This window comes from Pokkaliibacter sp. CJK22405 (assembly GCF_046614695.1).
In the GTDB taxonomy this organism is placed as follows: Bacteria; Pseudomonadota; Gammaproteobacteria; order Pseudomonadales; family Balneatricaceae; genus Pokkaliibacter.
Window position 1 is genome coordinate 212,738 of record NZ_JBKKHQ010000017.1, and the last position, 15,321, is coordinate 228,058.

General features: G+C 56.3%; 12 protein-coding genes. 7 read left to right on the top strand and 5 right to left on the bottom strand.

Translation table 11 applies throughout. The features are described 5' to 3' along the window. The 4 genes from ACKC9G_RS13955 to ACKC9G_RS13970 all read right to left on the bottom strand — a co-directional run bounded on the left by ACKC9G_RS13955 (nucleotide 1) and on the right by ACKC9G_RS13970 (nucleotide 4,834). Entirely contained in the window at nucleotides 1-846 is an 846-nt protein-coding gene (locus tag ACKC9G_RS13955) for a 23S rRNA (adenine(2030)-N(6))-methyltransferase RlmJ (RefSeq protein WP_411406415.1), read from the bottom strand. Between the two features lie 88 nt (nucleotides 847-934). Then, the gene (locus ACKC9G_RS13960; RefSeq protein WP_411406417.1) at nucleotides 935-2,902 is read right to left on the bottom strand and encodes a transglutaminaseTgpA domain-containing protein; all 1,968 of its coding nucleotides are present in this window, start codon (nucleotides 2,900-2,902) and stop codon (nucleotides 935-937) included. Beyond that, nucleotides 2,899-3,915 (bottom strand): DUF58 domain-containing protein, encoded by a 1,017-nt coding sequence (locus ACKC9G_RS13965; RefSeq protein ID WP_411406419.1) that lies wholly within the window; start codon nucleotides 3,913-3,915, stop codon nucleotides 2,899-2,901. The genes ACKC9G_RS13960 and ACKC9G_RS13965 overlap by 4 nt, the downstream gene beginning before the upstream one ends. Before the next feature lie 4 nt (nucleotides 3,916-3,919). Continuing rightward, the gene (locus ACKC9G_RS13970; protein WP_411406421.1) at nucleotides 3,920-4,834 is read right to left on the bottom strand and encodes an AAA family ATPase; all 915 of its coding nucleotides are present in this window, start codon (nucleotides 4,832-4,834) and stop codon (nucleotides 3,920-3,922) included. A gap of 404 nt (nucleotides 4,835-5,238) precedes the next feature. On the opposite strand from ACKC9G_RS13970, the gene hemB reads away from it, so the two are divergent. From hemB to ACKC9G_RS13985, 3 genes are all read left to right on the top strand, one after another. After that, the gene (gene hemB / locus ACKC9G_RS13975) at nucleotides 5,239-6,252 is read left to right on the top strand and encodes a porphobilinogen synthase (RefSeq protein WP_411406423.1); all 1,014 of its coding nucleotides are present in this window, start codon (nucleotides 5,239-5,241) and stop codon (nucleotides 6,250-6,252) included. 45 nt (nucleotides 6,253-6,297) lie between these two features. Beyond that, on the top strand, nucleotides 6,298-8,457 hold the full coding sequence (ppk1, locus tag ACKC9G_RS13980) for a polyphosphate kinase 1 (RefSeq protein WP_411406425.1): 2,160 nt from the start codon (nucleotides 6,298-6,300) through the stop codon (nucleotides 8,455-8,457). Nucleotides 8,458-8,570: 113 nt separating this feature from the next. Continuing rightward, nucleotides 8,571-9,053 carry a CreA family protein gene (locus ACKC9G_RS13985; protein ID WP_411406437.1) on the top strand — a complete coding sequence of 161 codons (483 nt, stop codon included), beginning with the start codon at nucleotides 8,571-8,573 and terminating at the stop codon, nucleotides 9,051-9,053. Nucleotides 9,054-9,129: 76 nt separating this feature from the next. Here ACKC9G_RS13985 and ppx read toward each other — a convergent pair whose 3' ends face one another. Beyond that, nucleotides 9,130-10,650 (bottom strand): exopolyphosphatase, encoded by a 1,521-nt coding sequence (gene ppx, locus ACKC9G_RS13990; protein WP_411406427.1) that lies wholly within the window; start codon nucleotides 10,648-10,650, stop codon nucleotides 9,130-9,132. Nucleotides 10,651-10,874: 224 nt separating this feature from the next. Here ppx and trxA point away from each other — a divergent pair, with 224 nt between their 5' ends. From trxA to ACKC9G_RS14010, 4 genes are all read left to right on the top strand, one after another. Further along, nucleotides 10,875-11,198 carry a thioredoxin TrxA gene (gene trxA / locus ACKC9G_RS13995; protein WP_411406429.1) on the top strand — a complete coding sequence of 108 codons (324 nt, stop codon included), beginning with the start codon at nucleotides 10,875-10,877 and terminating at the stop codon, nucleotides 11,196-11,198. Nucleotides 11,199-11,593: 395 nt separating this feature from the next. Next, entirely contained in the window at nucleotides 11,594-12,853 is a 1,260-nt protein-coding gene (gene rho / locus ACKC9G_RS14000) for a transcription termination factor Rho (RefSeq protein ID WP_411406431.1), read from the top strand. A gap of 155 nt (nucleotides 12,854-13,008) precedes the next feature. Then, nucleotides 13,009-14,478 (top strand): 4-hydroxy-3-polyprenylbenzoate decarboxylase, encoded by a 1,470-nt coding sequence (gene ubiD / locus ACKC9G_RS14005; protein ID WP_411406433.1) that lies wholly within the window; start codon nucleotides 13,009-13,011, stop codon nucleotides 14,476-14,478. 60 nt (nucleotides 14,479-14,538) lie between these two features. After that, on the top strand, nucleotides 14,539-15,261 hold the full coding sequence (locus tag ACKC9G_RS14010) for an NAD(P)H-flavin reductase (RefSeq protein ID WP_411406435.1): 723 nt from the start codon (nucleotides 14,539-14,541) through the stop codon (nucleotides 15,259-15,261). Nucleotides 15,262-15,321: the final 60 nt, after the last annotated feature.

Sequence of the window (15,321 nt, forward strand, 5' to 3'; positions counted from 1 at the left end):
TTACTCCGGCACCAGCCAGTCGATCTGGCAGACCGCCTGTTCATCGCCCCAGTGTTTGGCCAGCCAGTCGCCTGCAGGCTGGAGCTGTTCTTCAATCTTCCAGGGCGGGTTGATCAGAATCAGACCTGAGCCGGTAAATTTGCCGGTTTCCGAGCGAGTGGTGTGTAGCTCTGCCCGCAGGATGCGACGAATACCGGAGAGTTCGAGGCGGCGGTAAAACTGCTGTAGTTCCGCGCGGTTCTTGATGGGATACCAGATACCATACACGCCGGTGGGCCAGCGCTTGTAAGCGCCTTTGACGGATTCTGCCAGACGGGCAAATTCATCGGTCTTTTCAAACGGCGGGTCGATCAATACCAGACCGCGCTTTTCCGCCGGAGGCAGGCAGGCGCTCAGGCTCTGATAGGCATCTTCATGACGCACGCTGACTTTACGCTGGCCGCGCATGGTCTCACGCAGGGTTTCGACATCCTGCGGGTGCAGCTCGTTCAGCACCAGTGAGTCGTTCTCGCGGCGCAGGATCGACGCCAGCCAGGGTGAGCCGGGGTAAAAGCGAATCCCTTCTTCCACGCCTTCGATCCGATTGTCTTCAAGAATCAGCTCACGATAGCGCTCAAGCAGGGGCGGCAGGTTGTCTGCGTTCTCCAGCGTGCGAATGCCCTGATCGGCTTCGGCGGTGCGGCGGGCCTGCTCGGCGTTAAGGTCATAGCGACCAATGCCTGCGTGGGTATCCAGATAGCTGAAGGGCTTGTTCTTCTGTTTAAGCGCATCAAAAAGTGCGACCAGAACGGCGTGCTTCCACACATCCGCAAAGTTGCCGGCATGATAGATGTGTCGGTAGTTCACGACCTCAGGCTCCGCAGTCAAAAAGGGCGGCAAGCATAGCACAGCGGCAGGTTTATTGCCGAGATGAGCCGGTGTGCAAATCCTTTATTCAGCGGGATTTTTTCGCCCGGCGAAGCCTGGCATAAAGGCGTCGAAAGCGTGGTTGCAAGGACGAAGAAATCGCCGCTTCAGGCTGATAAAGCCGCTGTTGCAGGGGGCTGAAGAAGTCCTGAATATCGGCGCGTAATTGCGGATAGGCTGCAAGCAATTGCTGGCGTAACTGTTCCGGCGTCTGGGCGTTGTCGATGGCGGTCTGGGTGGGCGATAGGCGCTCCCTGAGCAGGTTCAGCATCGTCGCTTCGCTGCGGGGACGGCGCTGCCAAAGCCAGCCCAGTGCCAGCAGAAGAACGAGAGGAAGGGGCAGCCAGGGTTTGAGATCCAGCAATGCCCTGGCAAGCTGGTCGGTACTGGGCAAGGTGAATTGCTTGAGTCTTTGCAGCAGGCCCTGAGTCGCGCTGGCCTGCTCGTAGTTCACGACCTTTTGTTGCCAGAGAAACTCCCACGATGACCACTGCTGTTGCAGCTCCAGAAAGAAGGGCAGGTGGCTGGCAAAGGGCGGGTTTTCGGTATCCGTCAGGGTATTGCGGTCCTGATTGATCCGCTCCGGCGCCACCATGGCGGTAGGGTCCAGGCGGCGCCAGCCCTGATACTCTATCCAGACTTCGACCCAGGCATGGGCGCTGGACTGGCGAACTTCAATAAATTGTCCCTGAGCATTCCACTCCCCACCCTGATAGCCACTGATCACCCGGCTTGGCAGGCCTGCGGCTCGCAATATTACCGCAAGGCTGCTGGCGTAATGGCCACAGAAACCCTGGCGTTCATCAAAGTAAAAGCGATCAAGCCCATTCGGGGCGTTGTCATAGGCGGGCGGCGTCAGCGTGTAATAGAAAGGCTGCTGACGGTAGCTTTGCATAACCGCGTTGATCAGCGCCTGGCTCGAATCATATCGTTCTGCCAGTTGCCGCCCAAAGGCGACGAGACGGGGGTTACTGTTCGCCGCGTTATTGCCGGGCAAATACGTATCCAGCTGGCGTTGCCAGTCGGGCAGGGTGGTTTGCTGATAGCGCTCATCCTGCACAAAGCTGAAGCTGGCGAGATCATCAAGCCGCTCGCGACTGGTCCAGGTTTCATCGGCCACCGGCAGGGCATCGCCACGGCTCAGGCGGGAGTGTTCAAGCACAAACAGCCAAGACTGCTCAGTCGGGCTCATCAGAATTTCATACGAGCCCTGGCTGACCGTCGCCAGCGGGATGGCAAGGCGTCGAAAGGCGGCTGGCCCCTGCGCCCAGGTGGTGCCATCAAAACGCGACAGTACCAGCCCGCGCCAATAGCGCTGTTGCGGCGGGGGAACCGGCATGCCGGTAAATTGGGCGCGAAAGGCGAGCTTACTGGACTGCGCCAGCGAGGCAATGCTGCCCGGCGACAGGGTATCGCTGATCCCGGTCACGCCGGTGCGCTGCATCGGCATGCTCCACAAAGGCGGCAAGCGGGGGAAGAAAAGGTAGCACAGCAGCATGATCGGCAGGCTCATGCCGAGCAGTTTGGCGCTGGTGCGATACGCTTGCAGCGCACTGCCACTCTGGCCCTGTTCAAAACTGACAAAGGCAGCCAGCCAGCTCATAAAGGCCAGGGTGACAAGCAGAACCTGCAGGAAACTCTGGGAAAACAGAAAACTCACGGAGAGTACAAACAGTCCGCAGAAGCCGACAACCCAGGCATCGCGGCGGCTTACCAGCTCCAATGACTTAAGCGCAAAAGCCAGCGCCAGAACGCCGCTCATCCCTTCGAGGGTGGTAAAGCTGGTGCCTTGCAGGGCAATGACCGCACCCCCGGCGATGGCCAGCAACAGGCGCAATAGCAAAGAGGGTCGCTGCCACTGGCTCTGAAACCGGCTCCAGCGCCAGAGGCTGGCGATCAGCAGGGTCGACACCAGCGAGGCCGAGAGAATGCCGTACAGGCACAGGAGCGTCAGGCTCTGGGCCACGGCCATCATCAGCAGGGTGCGCTGAGTCATACGCCACCTGCCGGAGTGTTGCCATGCCACACCGAGGACGCGGGCGCTGCAGAAGGCTCGTCGCTGGACGTGTCTGCTTCAAAGAGGGCCAGAGCCTCCAGACAGTGCTGTCGGTGACCTTCTCCCTGGGCCTTGTCGATCACCTTGCCCGGTAGTCGCAGACCAAAAATCCGGTTCTCTGTACTCAGGCGCAGCACTTCGGCACAGAGCAGGCTCAGTCGGGTTTCTGCCTCATGCCCGGAGAATTGCTCCCAGCTTAGCCAGTCCGGCTCCTGGCTGGGGGTGCCGAAGTGGCGACTCATCAACTCGCCTTCCCGGGCATAGGCCGGCCAGTGAATGCGCTTGAGGCTGTCCCCCGGCTGATAGGGTCGCAGATGGCTGAATTCGGTATCGGCCGTGTGCGCTGAAGCACTGGTGCTTTTACCGCTACTGGCTTGCAGGGGTTGAGCACCGCGGGAGAAAGGCTTGGGGTAGGCGATGCCCTGCCAGTCAAAATCAATCCAGGTCCAGGCGGTGATCAGCCCACTCGGATAACGACTCTGCAGGCGTAGGCGTCCGGGATGGTAATGGCCGCGCTTGCGAGTTTGCCAATAAACCGAGACCTGACTTTCGCTTTCATCCAGCAGCTCGGCTGCCGTCATGTCTGTTTGATTCCAGCCAGTTTCCACCCGTGTTGCGCGCCCGGAGTGACTGCGGCGCAGATGCAGCTGGCATTCGGCGACATCGCCAGCGAAGCAGGGCTGACAGGCGACTACCCGCACCTGCACACCGCGCAGACTGGAGAAGGTGCGCAGGATAATGGCAACAAATAAACAGGCGAGCCAGAAACAAAGGGCATAAGCCATGGAGTTCTGGAAGTTCACCGCCAGTAGAAAGACCAGCAACAGCAGCACGATAAACCCCCAGCCTGCTTTACTCGGCAGCAGGAAAATGCGCTTGTGGCTGAGGGTGACTTCGCCGGAGGCCGCCAGTCTGGCTGCCAGCGAGCGCTGAAGAAAGCCCGGCAGCTGCATGAGGCTAGATCACCACCGCAGTCTGTTTGAGCAGTTGCCGCGCCAGCGCCACACCCTGCTCATGGCCACGGCCGACCAGACGGTGAGCGGCGACAGGGATAAACACCGCCTGCACATCATCAGGCAGCACATAGTTGCGACCCTGCAGCAGGGCATGAGCCTGGCTGGCGGCTTTCAGCCCCAGCGCAGCACGAGGGGAAAGGCCAAGTTGAATCTTTTCATGTTCGCGGCTGCCATGAACCAAACGCAGCAGATAATCCACCAGCGCTTCGCTGACACTGACCCGCTTCACCTCCTGTTGCAGTTGCAGCAGGGTTTCAGCCGGCATGAGAGCGGTCAGCTTCTCCAGGGAGGCACGGCCAGCATTGCCGAGCAGCAGTTGGCGTTCCGCCTGCGGATCCGGGTAACCCAGCGACAGGCGCATCAGAAAGCGATCCAGCTGGGACTCCGGCAAAGGATAAGTCCCGGCGTGGCTTTGCGGATTCTGGGTGGCGATCACGAAAAACGGTTTGGGCAGCGGATAGGTCTGGCCTTCAATGCTGACCTGCTTTTCTTCCATTGCCTCCAAAAGAGCGCTTTGAGTTCGCGGTGAGGCGCGGTTCAGCTCATCGGCCATGATGAGTTGCGAGAAAATGGCGCCGGGATGAAAGCGAAAACTCTGCTCATTGGGGTGGTAGATGGTGGCGCCGAGAATATCGGCAGGGAGCACGTCGCTGGTGAATTGCACCCGGCGATAATCCAGTCCGAAACAACTGGCCAGCGCATGGGTCAGCGTCGTTTTACCCAGTCCCGGCACATCCTCCAGCAGCAGGTGACCCCCCGCGAGCAGGCAGGTGGTCGCCAATTGGGTAATTCGGGGTTTTCCGAGTAACACCCCGTCAAGGGTATGAAGAACATCAGTCAGCACGCTATGGCTCATGCTTACCTCTGGCTTGGCCGCGTGGAAAGGAACGGGCTTGTCACCCAAGTTCACACTCATGTCAGGAATTGGCACTAAAATCAAGGCAAAGTGTTTCCCGCCCATGAAGGCCGGGGGTCTAAGGAGTACAATTTCGCCGTCACAGGACGGCGGGATTAAAAGGGCGCTGGGTGGTTATCCTGCGGTGGTCGGCGCAGTCGCCGATTGGCGGAGTGAGACTATCACCGTCCGGCAGGCAGAGTGCTTTTGCAGTGTCTTTTCAGCGAAGCGAGCGATCATGATCGTCTTGCGAAGAGGCCTGTTAGAGGATTTTCCTGCTTCCTTCCTGGCTGTCATTGTGCTGTCATGTTTTTGTCAAATAATGGGGCCCGCGAATCGGGTGCCGTTACCTGCCGGAGGTTGTCGTGCGTTTTAATTCCAGTCAGCGTTTTTATCCCGAAACCCGCATGCGTCGTATGCGCGCCAATGACTTTTCCCGCCGTCTGATGCGTGAAAACGTGCTGACGACCAACGATCTGATCTACCCCGTTTTTATTCTCGATGGTGAAAACCGTCGTGAGCCTGTGGCCTCTATGCCCGGCGTTGAGCGCATGAGTATTGATCTTCTGGTGCGTGAAGCCCGTGAGCTGGTCAGCCTTGGTATTCCTGCCATGGCGCTGTTTCCGGTCACCCCTTCAGAGCGCAAGTCCCTGCTGGCGGAAGAGTCCTACAATCCGGATGGTCTGGCGCAGCGCGCCACTAAAGCCATCAAGGATGCCTTCCCTGAGCTTGGCATCATCACCGATGTGGCGCTCGACCCTTTCACCACTCACGGTCTGGACGGCATCATCGACGATGAAGGCTATGTGCTGAATGACCGTACCGTCGATACCCTGATTCGTCAGGCGCTGTCCCATGCCGAAGCCGGAGCCGATGTGGTTGCACCGTCAGACATGATGGACGGTCGTATTGGCGGTATTCGTGAGGAGCTGGAAGATCAGGGGTTCGTCAACACCCGTATCATGGCCTATTCTGCCAAGTATGCCTCTGCTTATTATGGCCCCTTCCGCGATGCGGTGGGTTCGGCAGGTAATCTTGGCAAAGGCAATAAATTTACCTTCCAGATGGATCCCGGCAACTCTGATGAGGCGCTGCACGAAGTCGCGCTGGATCTGGCCGAAGGGGCGGATATGGTCATGGTCAAACCGGGCATGCCTTATCTGGATATCGTCCGCCGCGTGAAAGATGAATTCGGTGTGCCGACTTTTATCTATCAGGTGTCAGGTGAGTACGCCATGCACATGGCTGCCGGTCAGCAGGGCTGGATTGATGCTGATGCCTGTCTGTTTGAAGCCCTTGTCGGCATGAAGCGGGCCGGTGCCGATGGCATCCTGACCTATTTTGCCAAACAGGCCGCGCGCCTGATTCACAATCAGTAACGGGACCTGCGGGTGCCTGTTCGTTGCCAGAGTGAGAGGAGAGAGATGAGTACCGTTACCGTCGCGCAGGCACTGGATGCAGAGAAGCCCGTGGTATCACCAGAGGCTGTCGAACAGGAAGAACAGGTACCCAGTATCGATCTTTCCTCTCCCGAGCTGTATATCAACCGGCACCTTAGCCACCTGCAGTTCAATATTCGCGTGCTGGAGCAGGCGCTGGATGAGCGTTATCCGCTGATCGAGCGTCTGCAGTTTCTGTTGATCTTCTCCAGCAACCTTGATGAATTCTTTGAAATCAAAGTCGCCGAGTTACACCGTCAGGTGCGCTTTGGTCGTGAGAAAGTCGGCCCGGATGGCCTGCAGCCTCAGGAAGTGCTGCGCCGTATTCGTGAGCTTTGCCATGAGCAGATCGAGCGCCAGTACGCGATTCTGAACGATGTGCTGATTCCAGCGATGGAAGAGCAGAAAATCCGCTTTCTGCGTCGTCGTGAGTGGACCAAGGCGCAGCGTGAGTGGATTCGCGAGTATTTCTTCGACACCCTGATGCCGGTGATGACGCCGATTGGTCTGGACCCGGCGCACCCGTTCCCTCGTCTGGTGAACAAAAGCCTTAACTTTATCGTCGCGCTGGAAGGCAAAGACGCTTTCGGTCGTGACTCCGGCATGGCAATCATTCCGGCGCCGCGCTCCATGCCGCGTCTTATCCGTTTACCGGATGAACTGTGCCGTGGCGGCGATAACCTGATCTTCCTCTCCTCGGTGATTCACGCTTTTGCCGATGAGCTCTTCCCCGGCATGGAAGTGCTGGGTTGCTACCAGTTCCGTCTGACCCGTAACGCTGACCTGGATTTTGACTCGGAAGAAGTCGATGACCTGGCGCGCGCACTCAAAGGTGAGCTGCAGCATCGCCAGTTTGGTCAGGCTGTGCGTCTTGAGGTGGCTGATAACTGCCCGGATGACATGGTCGCCTTCCTGCTGAAAGAGTTTGGTCTGGGCGAGAATGACCTGTTCCGTGTAAACGGTCCGGTGAACCTGACCCGTATGGGCGCGGTGCGCAAACTGGTGCAGCGTGCTGACCTGTGCTTCCCGTCCTTCTCTCCCGGTTTGCCCAAGCGCCTTCGTGATCGTAAGTCGATGTTTGAAGCGCTGCGTCAACGTGATCTGCTGCTGCATCATCCCTATGAGTCCTTTACTCCTGTGGTTGATCTGCTGCGCGAAGCGGCGCGTGATCCACGGGTGCTGGCGGTCAAGCAGACCCTGTACCGGACGGGTAATAACTCTGAGATCGTGGCAGCGCTGATTGAAGCGGCGCGTAACGGTAAGGAAGTGACGGCGGTTATCGAGATCCGCGCCCGCTTTGATGAGGAAAACAACCTCAAGCTGGCCAGCCTGCTGCAGGAAGCCGGAGTGGTCGTGGTATACGGCGTGGTGGGCTATAAAACCCACGCCAAACTGATGATGATCGTTCGTCAGGAAGATAACGAGCTGCGCCGCTATGTGCATCTGGGGACGGGTAACTACCACCAGGGGACTGCGCGCCTGTACACTGATTACAGTCTGCTGACGGCGGATCAGGAAGTCGGCGAGGACGTGCACAAAATCTTCCAGCAGCTCACCGGCATGGGCAAAATTCTGCGCCTGAGTAAGGTGCTGAATGCGCCTTTCTCCCTGCATCCGAAGATGGTGGAGTACATCCTGCGCGAGATGCGCCATGCGCAGGCGGGTAAAGAGTCCCACATCATCGTCAAGGTGAACTCGCTGACGGAACCGCGTCTGATTCGTACCTTGTATCGTGCCTCTCAGGCTGGTGTGAAGATCGACCTGATCGTGCGGGGCATGTGCTGTCTGCGTCCGGGGGTGCCCGGCGTGTCAGAGAACATCCGCGTGCGTTCGGTCATCGGCCGCTTCCTTGAACACAGTCGCGTGGCGTACTTCTACAACGATGGCGCCCCGGAAATGTATGGTGCCAGTGCCGACTGGATGGAGCGCAACATGCTTTACCGTGTGGAAACCTGTTTCCCTATGGAGCCGCTGCGTGTCGCCCCCCGTGTGCGTAAGGATCTGGACCTGTATCTGGAGGACAACACCGGCGCCTGGTTATTGCAGCAGGATGGCAGCTATCAGCGCGTGGCCTTTGAAGAGGGCGCAGAGCCTATCAATGCTCAGCAGGTGCTGCTTGAGCGTCTGGCGGCAGCGGCAATCTAGGGCCTGCCTACGTCTGGAAAAACGCTGCCTGTGCAGCGTTTTTTTATGTCTGCCATAATGTCGGCAATGATTTTCTCAGTGTGTTGGAAAAGGAGTTTGTGTCCTTGAAAAAGATGTTATCTCTGATGGTGGTGGCATCCGCTATCCTGCTGGCGGGTTGTTCTGACAAGAATGAAGTGGGCGATGTCAGCCTCGGGCTTTTCACCACCAAGGATATCAAGCTGGAAAAACTGGATGACCCGAAGATTCCTGGCGTGACCTGCTATATCAGCCATGTGGAAGCCAATCTCGATTTTGCTGATCCTTCGGATATGTCCATCGCCTGTCGCCAGACTGGCCCCATTACCTATGACATGCTGAAGACCATCGATCTTTCCAAGGGTGGAGAGGTGATCTTCTCGACCTCGAAGAGCATCCTCTTTAAGGCATTGAAAGTGCGAAGAATCTTCGATGAAGAAAACCGGACGCTGCTGTATGTGAGCTATTCCACTAAGGAAGTGAATGGCAGTCACAAACACGCTCTGTCGACGGTGCCGCTGTGGGGTAACCCTGTTTGGCAGGAGCTCAGCCAGCAGCCACTGACCAGCGGCAAATAAGCGGATGTTGAGCAATAAAAAAGGCACTCAGAGGAGTGCCTTTTTGCTTTATAACGGGAAAAATCGCTGCCTGAACTCAGACGATCTCCAGTGTCATATTGACGTTTTTCCAGTACTGCACTTCCTCGGTCAGCTCATCCATGGTCAGTGGGCGGCTTTCCAGCCAACCTTCCGGGAAGCGAATAGTCACGGTCTTTTCATCCGCACTCAGTACGAAAGCAGGCTGGCGCTGCTTGTTGCGATTACGGTGCAGTAAGACGGCAAGACGCAGAATCAGACACAAGCGCAGACAAGGCTGACGGTAGTTTTCCGGTAAGGCTTCAAACACCGACTTGGAGATCTTGCGGCGGTGGCAGCGTACCAGACTGGCCAGTGCACGTTGCTCCTGACGGGTAAAACCGGCCAGGTCCGCATTTTCGAGAATATAGGCACCGTGCTTGTGGAAGTTGGAATGCGCAATAGCCAATCCCATTTCGTGCACGCGCGCCGCCCAGCTCAGCAGATCGTGATATTCCTGATCCATCAGATCCCAGGACTGGCGAATCTGCGCCAAAGCAATTAATGCTGAGTTCTCGACCCGCGCGGCCTGACGGCGATCGACCTGGAAACGGCGCATCTGGCCATCAATGGTGGTTTCACGAATATCCTCATGGTGCAGTCGGCCCAGCATGTCATACAGCAGGCCTTCGCGCAGGGCGCCGTCGGACTTGCGCATTTGCTCAATATCCAAACTGAAGAAGATCGCCCAGAGGATCGCAAGTCCGGCAGGCAGCAGATGCTGACGATCAGGCTTGAGACCTTCAAAGTTGAGCTCGCTGATATGCTTGCAGGCCAACACTTTCTTACGCAGCTTTTGCAGGGACTCCTGCGTGATGCCTTCGGTGCTCCAGCCCTCAGCGACACTGATGGACTCAATAGCCTTGATCGTGCCCGAAGCACCAACCACATTGACCCAGCCCACTTTACGGAACTGGCTGCGGATGCTCATGAGCTCACGCTGAGCCGCAGAAATCGCGCGGCGGAATGACTTCTCGGAAATCTCACCGTTCGCAAAGAAACGCTGATTAAAGGACACGCAGCCCATGTGCAGGCTTTCGAGATGCTGAGCTTCGAAGCGCTCACCGATAATAAATTCGGTGGAACCACCACCAATATCGATCACCAGACGGCGGCTGCCGTCATCCGCCAAGGAGTGGGCCGCACCCAGATAAATCAGACGGGCTTCCTCGCGTCCGGCAATGACTTCAATCGGGTGCTGAATCACCTGCTCGGCGCGGGCGATAAACTCTTCACGGTTGCGCGCCGCGCGCAGGGCATTGGTGCCGACAATCTTGATGGTGTTTTTAGGCATGCCGGCAATGCGCTGGGAGAAACGGCGCATGCACTCAAGGCCGCGCTCGATGGCTTCTTCAGAGAGAATATCCTGATCATCCAGGCCAGCGGCCAGCTGGACCTTTTCGCCCAGCTTATCGACGATCTGGATGTTGTCCTGAACCAGTCGGGCCAGAACCATATGAAAGCTATTGGAGCCAAGGTCGATTGCGGCGACCAGAGGAGACTCAGCGTTGTCTGTCAGAGATTGTGCTTCAACGGTCATACTGTCCCTTGAAATACCCGTGCAAGGCCTTATTTGTGTCGTAGATTAGCAGAAAGTCTTTTCCAGCGTCTCTGATAAATTCGGCCCGTGGGACTTTTGCTACCAAAGGATATTGTCCGTTGCCTGACAAGCGTCGCGGGTCTTGCGGTTTTCCGCTGACAGATGCGGTGCTAAGATGTCGAGCATCAGGCGCGTCCTGTTCTATTCATCTGGAGACAAGTTTCATGAGCGAGATTGTTAACGTAACCGACGCTTCCTTTGACGAAGATGTGCTGAAAGCTTCCGGTCCTGTACTGGTTGATTACTGGGCAGAATGGTGCGGCCCTTGCAAAATGATCGCCCCTGTTCTGGCTGAAGTCGCCAAGGAATACGCTGATCGTCTGAAAGTCTGCAAACTGAATATCGACGAGAACCCCGAAACTGCACCCAAGTTCGGCATCCGTGGTATCCCCACCCTGATGATCTTCAAGGATGGTGCGGTAGAGGCCACTAAAGTTGGCGCGCTTTCCAAGTCTCAGCTTAGCGCCTTCCTGGACGCTAACCTGTAATAGCGAAGAGCCGGTAACCCTTGTGGAGCCGGCTTTTTTTCTGCCTGTTTTCTGGCGCAAGCCGCGTCTTTTGTGAAACTCAGGTTTTAATGATCAATGAATAGACAGGGCGGATTTTTTTACCTATTATCCGTTAACCAGTCTGGAAGTCAGGCTTCGTGCTGGACCAATCCCCGGTCAAGGTACTGACCTCCGATAATTCGTTAATTCTACATACCGAGAATTTCGTTCCATTTAACCTCGCCCTGGTTTTTCCGTTTTTTGTATCGCTCGTTGCACCTGTGCCGGTTGCCCATGTGATGCTGTTTGGAAACCACCCGCTAGTTATTTTTTCTTAGCACAAGGGCGGCCTGTCCTTTACTCAACTGCGACCATTCGCGTCTCTGACTCAAGTTATGAATCTAACCGAGCTCAAACAAAAAACCGTACCAGACTTGCTGGAACTTGCTAACCAGATGGGCTTGGAGAATCTCGCCCGTTCACGTAAGCAAGACGTGATCTTCGCTATCCTCAAGGCTCACGCCAAAAGCGGTGAAGATATCTATGGTGACGGCGTACTGGAAATTTTGCAGGATGGCTTCGGCTTTCTGCGTTCCGCCGACTCCTCTTACCTGGCAGGTCCTGATGACATCTATGTCTCTCCCAGCCAGATTCGCCGCTTTAACCTGCGTAAAGGTGACAGCATCTCCGGCAAAATCCGTCCACCAAAAGAAGGTGAGCGTTATTTTGCCCTGCTGAAAGTCAGTGAAATCAACTATGACCGCCCTGAGTCTTCCAAGAACAAGGTGCTGTTTGAGAACCTGACACCACTGTTCCCCAATCAGCGTCTGGCGCTGGAGCAGGGTAACGGTAGTACCGAAGACCTGACGTCTCGTGTTTTCGACCTGATCTGCCCCATCGGTAAAGGCCAGCGTGCGCTGATCGTTTCTCCGCCAAAAGCGGGTAAAACTCTGATGTTGCAGACCATCGCTAACTCCATCGCCCGTAACAACCCAGAGTGCTATCTCATCGTTCTGCTGATTGATGAACGCCCTGAGGAAGTGACCGAGATGCAGCGTACTGTGCGCGGTGAAGTGGTTGCTTCTACATTCGATGAGCCACCAGCCCGTCACGTTCAGGTGGCTGAAATGGTTATCGAGAAAGCCAAGCGTCTGGTTGAGCACAAGAAAGATGTGGTCATCCTGCTTGACTCCATTACTCGTTTGGCTCGTGCCTACAACACCGTTATCCCTTCCTCTGGTAAGGTGCTGACCGGTGGTGTGGACGCCCACGCTCTTGAGAAGCCCAAGCGTTTCTTCGGTGCTGCGCGTAATATCGAAGAGGGCGGCAGCCTCACTATCGTTGCTACTGCGCTGGTTGATACCGGCTCAAAAATGGACGATGTGATCTTTGAAGAATTTAAAGGTACAGGTAACGCGGAAATCCATCTGGATCGTCGTATTGCCGAGAAACGTACTTTCCCTGCGATCAATATCCGTCGTTCCGGTACGCGTCGTGAAGACCTGCTGACCAGTGATGAAGAGCTGCAGCGTATGTGGATTCTTCGTAAGCTGCTGGATCCAATGGAAGATGGCGCGGCGATCGAGTTCGTGCTCGATAAGCTGAAGGACTTCAAAACCAATGATGAGTTCTTCCTGTCGATGAAGCGCGGCTAAGCCTGCGTCATCGAAAAAGGGGCAAGCCAACACTTGCCCCTTTTTGCTATCTGCCATTCGGCCTTTTTCTCGACTCTCTTCTTATTTACACTCAAGCGCCTGCAGGCAGATCAGCCTGTGGCCAGCGGCCGAAGTTCAAAGCCTGAGGGGTGCCAATGAAATACAAGGATTTACGTGACTTTATCCAGATGCTGGAAAAGCGCGGTCAGCTTAAGCGTATTAAAGCGGAAGTTGACCCTTACCTGGAAATGACGGAAATCTGTGATCGAACCCTGCGGGCGGGCGGGCCTGCTTTGCTGTTTGAGAACCCCAAAGGACATTCCGTACCGGTGCTGGCAAACCTGTTTGGTACGCCTGAGCGGGTGGCGCTGGGCATGGGTGAGGAAAGCGTTGAGGCTCTTCGCGAAGTAGGCAAGCTGCTGGCTTTCCTGAAAGAACCTGAGCCGCCTCGCGGCTTTCGCGATGCCTGGGAAAAATTGCCGATTTTCCGTCAGGTCATGCACATGGGTCCCAAGGTGGTGAAGTCTGCCCCGTGTCAGGACGTGGTGCTGGAAGGCGAGGCTGTCGACCTGTACAAACTCCCCATCCAGACCTGCTGGCCCGGAGATGCAGCTCCTTTGGTGACCTGGCCGCTGGTGATTACTCGCGGACCGGGAAAAGAGCGACAGAACCTTGGTATTTATCGTCAACAGCTGATTGGTAAAAACAAACTGATCATGCGCTGGCTCGCACACCGTGGCGGCGCACTGGATTTCCGTGAGTGGTGTCAGGCCAACCCAGGCAAGCCTTTCCCGGTCTCCGTTGCACTGGGGGCTGATCCGGCGACGATTCTTGGTGCCGTGACACCGGTGCCGGATACTCTCTCAGAGTATGCCTTCGCCGGGCTTCTGCGTGGCAGCAAGACGGAGGTTACGCCCTGTATTGGCAATGATCTGCAAGTACCTGCCAGTGCAGAGTTTGTGCTGGAAGGTCATATTTATCCGGATGAGCTGGCGGATGAAGGTCCTTTTGGTGATCACACCGGCTATTACAACGAGGTCGATCGCTTCCCGGTATTCACGGTTGAGCGCATTACGCATCGTAAGAATCCGATTTACCACAGCACCTACACCGGGCGCCCACCGGATGAGCCGGCTGTGTTGGGTGTCGCCTTGAACGAGGTCTTTGTCCCGATTCTGCAGCGTCAGTTTCCAGAGATTGTGGATTTCTATCTGCCGCCGGAAGGATGTTCCTATCGACTTGCCGTGGTCAGTATGAAGAAGCAGTACGCAGGCCATGCCAAGCGCGTGATGATGGGCGTCTGGTCGTTCCTTCGACAGTTTATGTACACCAAGTTTGTCATTGTGGTGGATGAGGATGTGAATACCCGTGACTGGAAAGATGTCATCTGGGCGATCACCACGCGCATGGATCCCGCACGCGATACTGTTCTGGTGGAAAATACGCCTATCGATTATCTGGATTTTGCATCTCCGGTATCAGGGCTTGGCTCGAAAATGGGGATGGATGCCACCAATAAATGGCCTGGAGAGACGCAGCGAGAATGGGGAGAGCCCATCGTAATGGACCCAGAGGTTAAATCACGGGTTGATTCGCTGTGGGATGAACTCAATATTCTGGAATAATCTGCCAAAGCAGAACCAGACCATAACTTCGCTTGAGCGAAGAGAGACAGAGGTGAGTGTGTGAAAGAGCTGGAGTGCCAGATCCTCAGCGTGCAGGCGATGAACCATGATGTGTATCGCATTCTGCTCCAGGCGCCGGAAACCGCCTGCTGCTATCAGGCAGGTCAATATATTCTGCTGATGCTGGAAGGTGGAGAGTCACCGGCCTTTTCGCTGGCCAGTAGTCCGGTGAACTGGCCCCAGCTTGAGCTGCATGTGCGGGTCACGCCGGGGGCGGGTCTCTCTTCAGTGGTACTGGAGCAGCTGCAGCGTGGCGGCAGTATCTCTTTGAAAGTTGCTGCTGGAGATGCGATCTGGGAAGCGCCGGTGGATGGTGAAACCCCCATCATTTTTCTGGCAGCATCCACTGGCTTCTCGCAGGCGAAGAGCCTGATCGAAACCGCGCTGGAAGAAGGCTGTCAGAACCCCTTTTATCTCTACTGGGGTGTACGGGAAGCCAAGGACCTGTATTGGCTGGCATTAGCTGAACTCTGGGCTGAACAGCATGAGCATGTGCACTTCATCCCGGTCATCAGTGACGGTCTGGAAAGCGATGCCTGGACAGGACGAACCGGGTTGGTTCATGAGGCCGTGGTGGCGGATGCTCATGACCTGTCTGCGGCTCAGGTATGGGCCTGTGGCTCTCCTGGCATGGTCTACGCTGCACTGGATGCCTTTGTGCTGGAGGGTTTACATAAGGATCAGATGCGCTCGGATGTATTTGCTTACGCTCCTCGTGATTAAGCTAACCCTGAGCCGGCCCTGATTTCTTATGGATTCAGGGCAATAAAAAAGGTGCCTCAA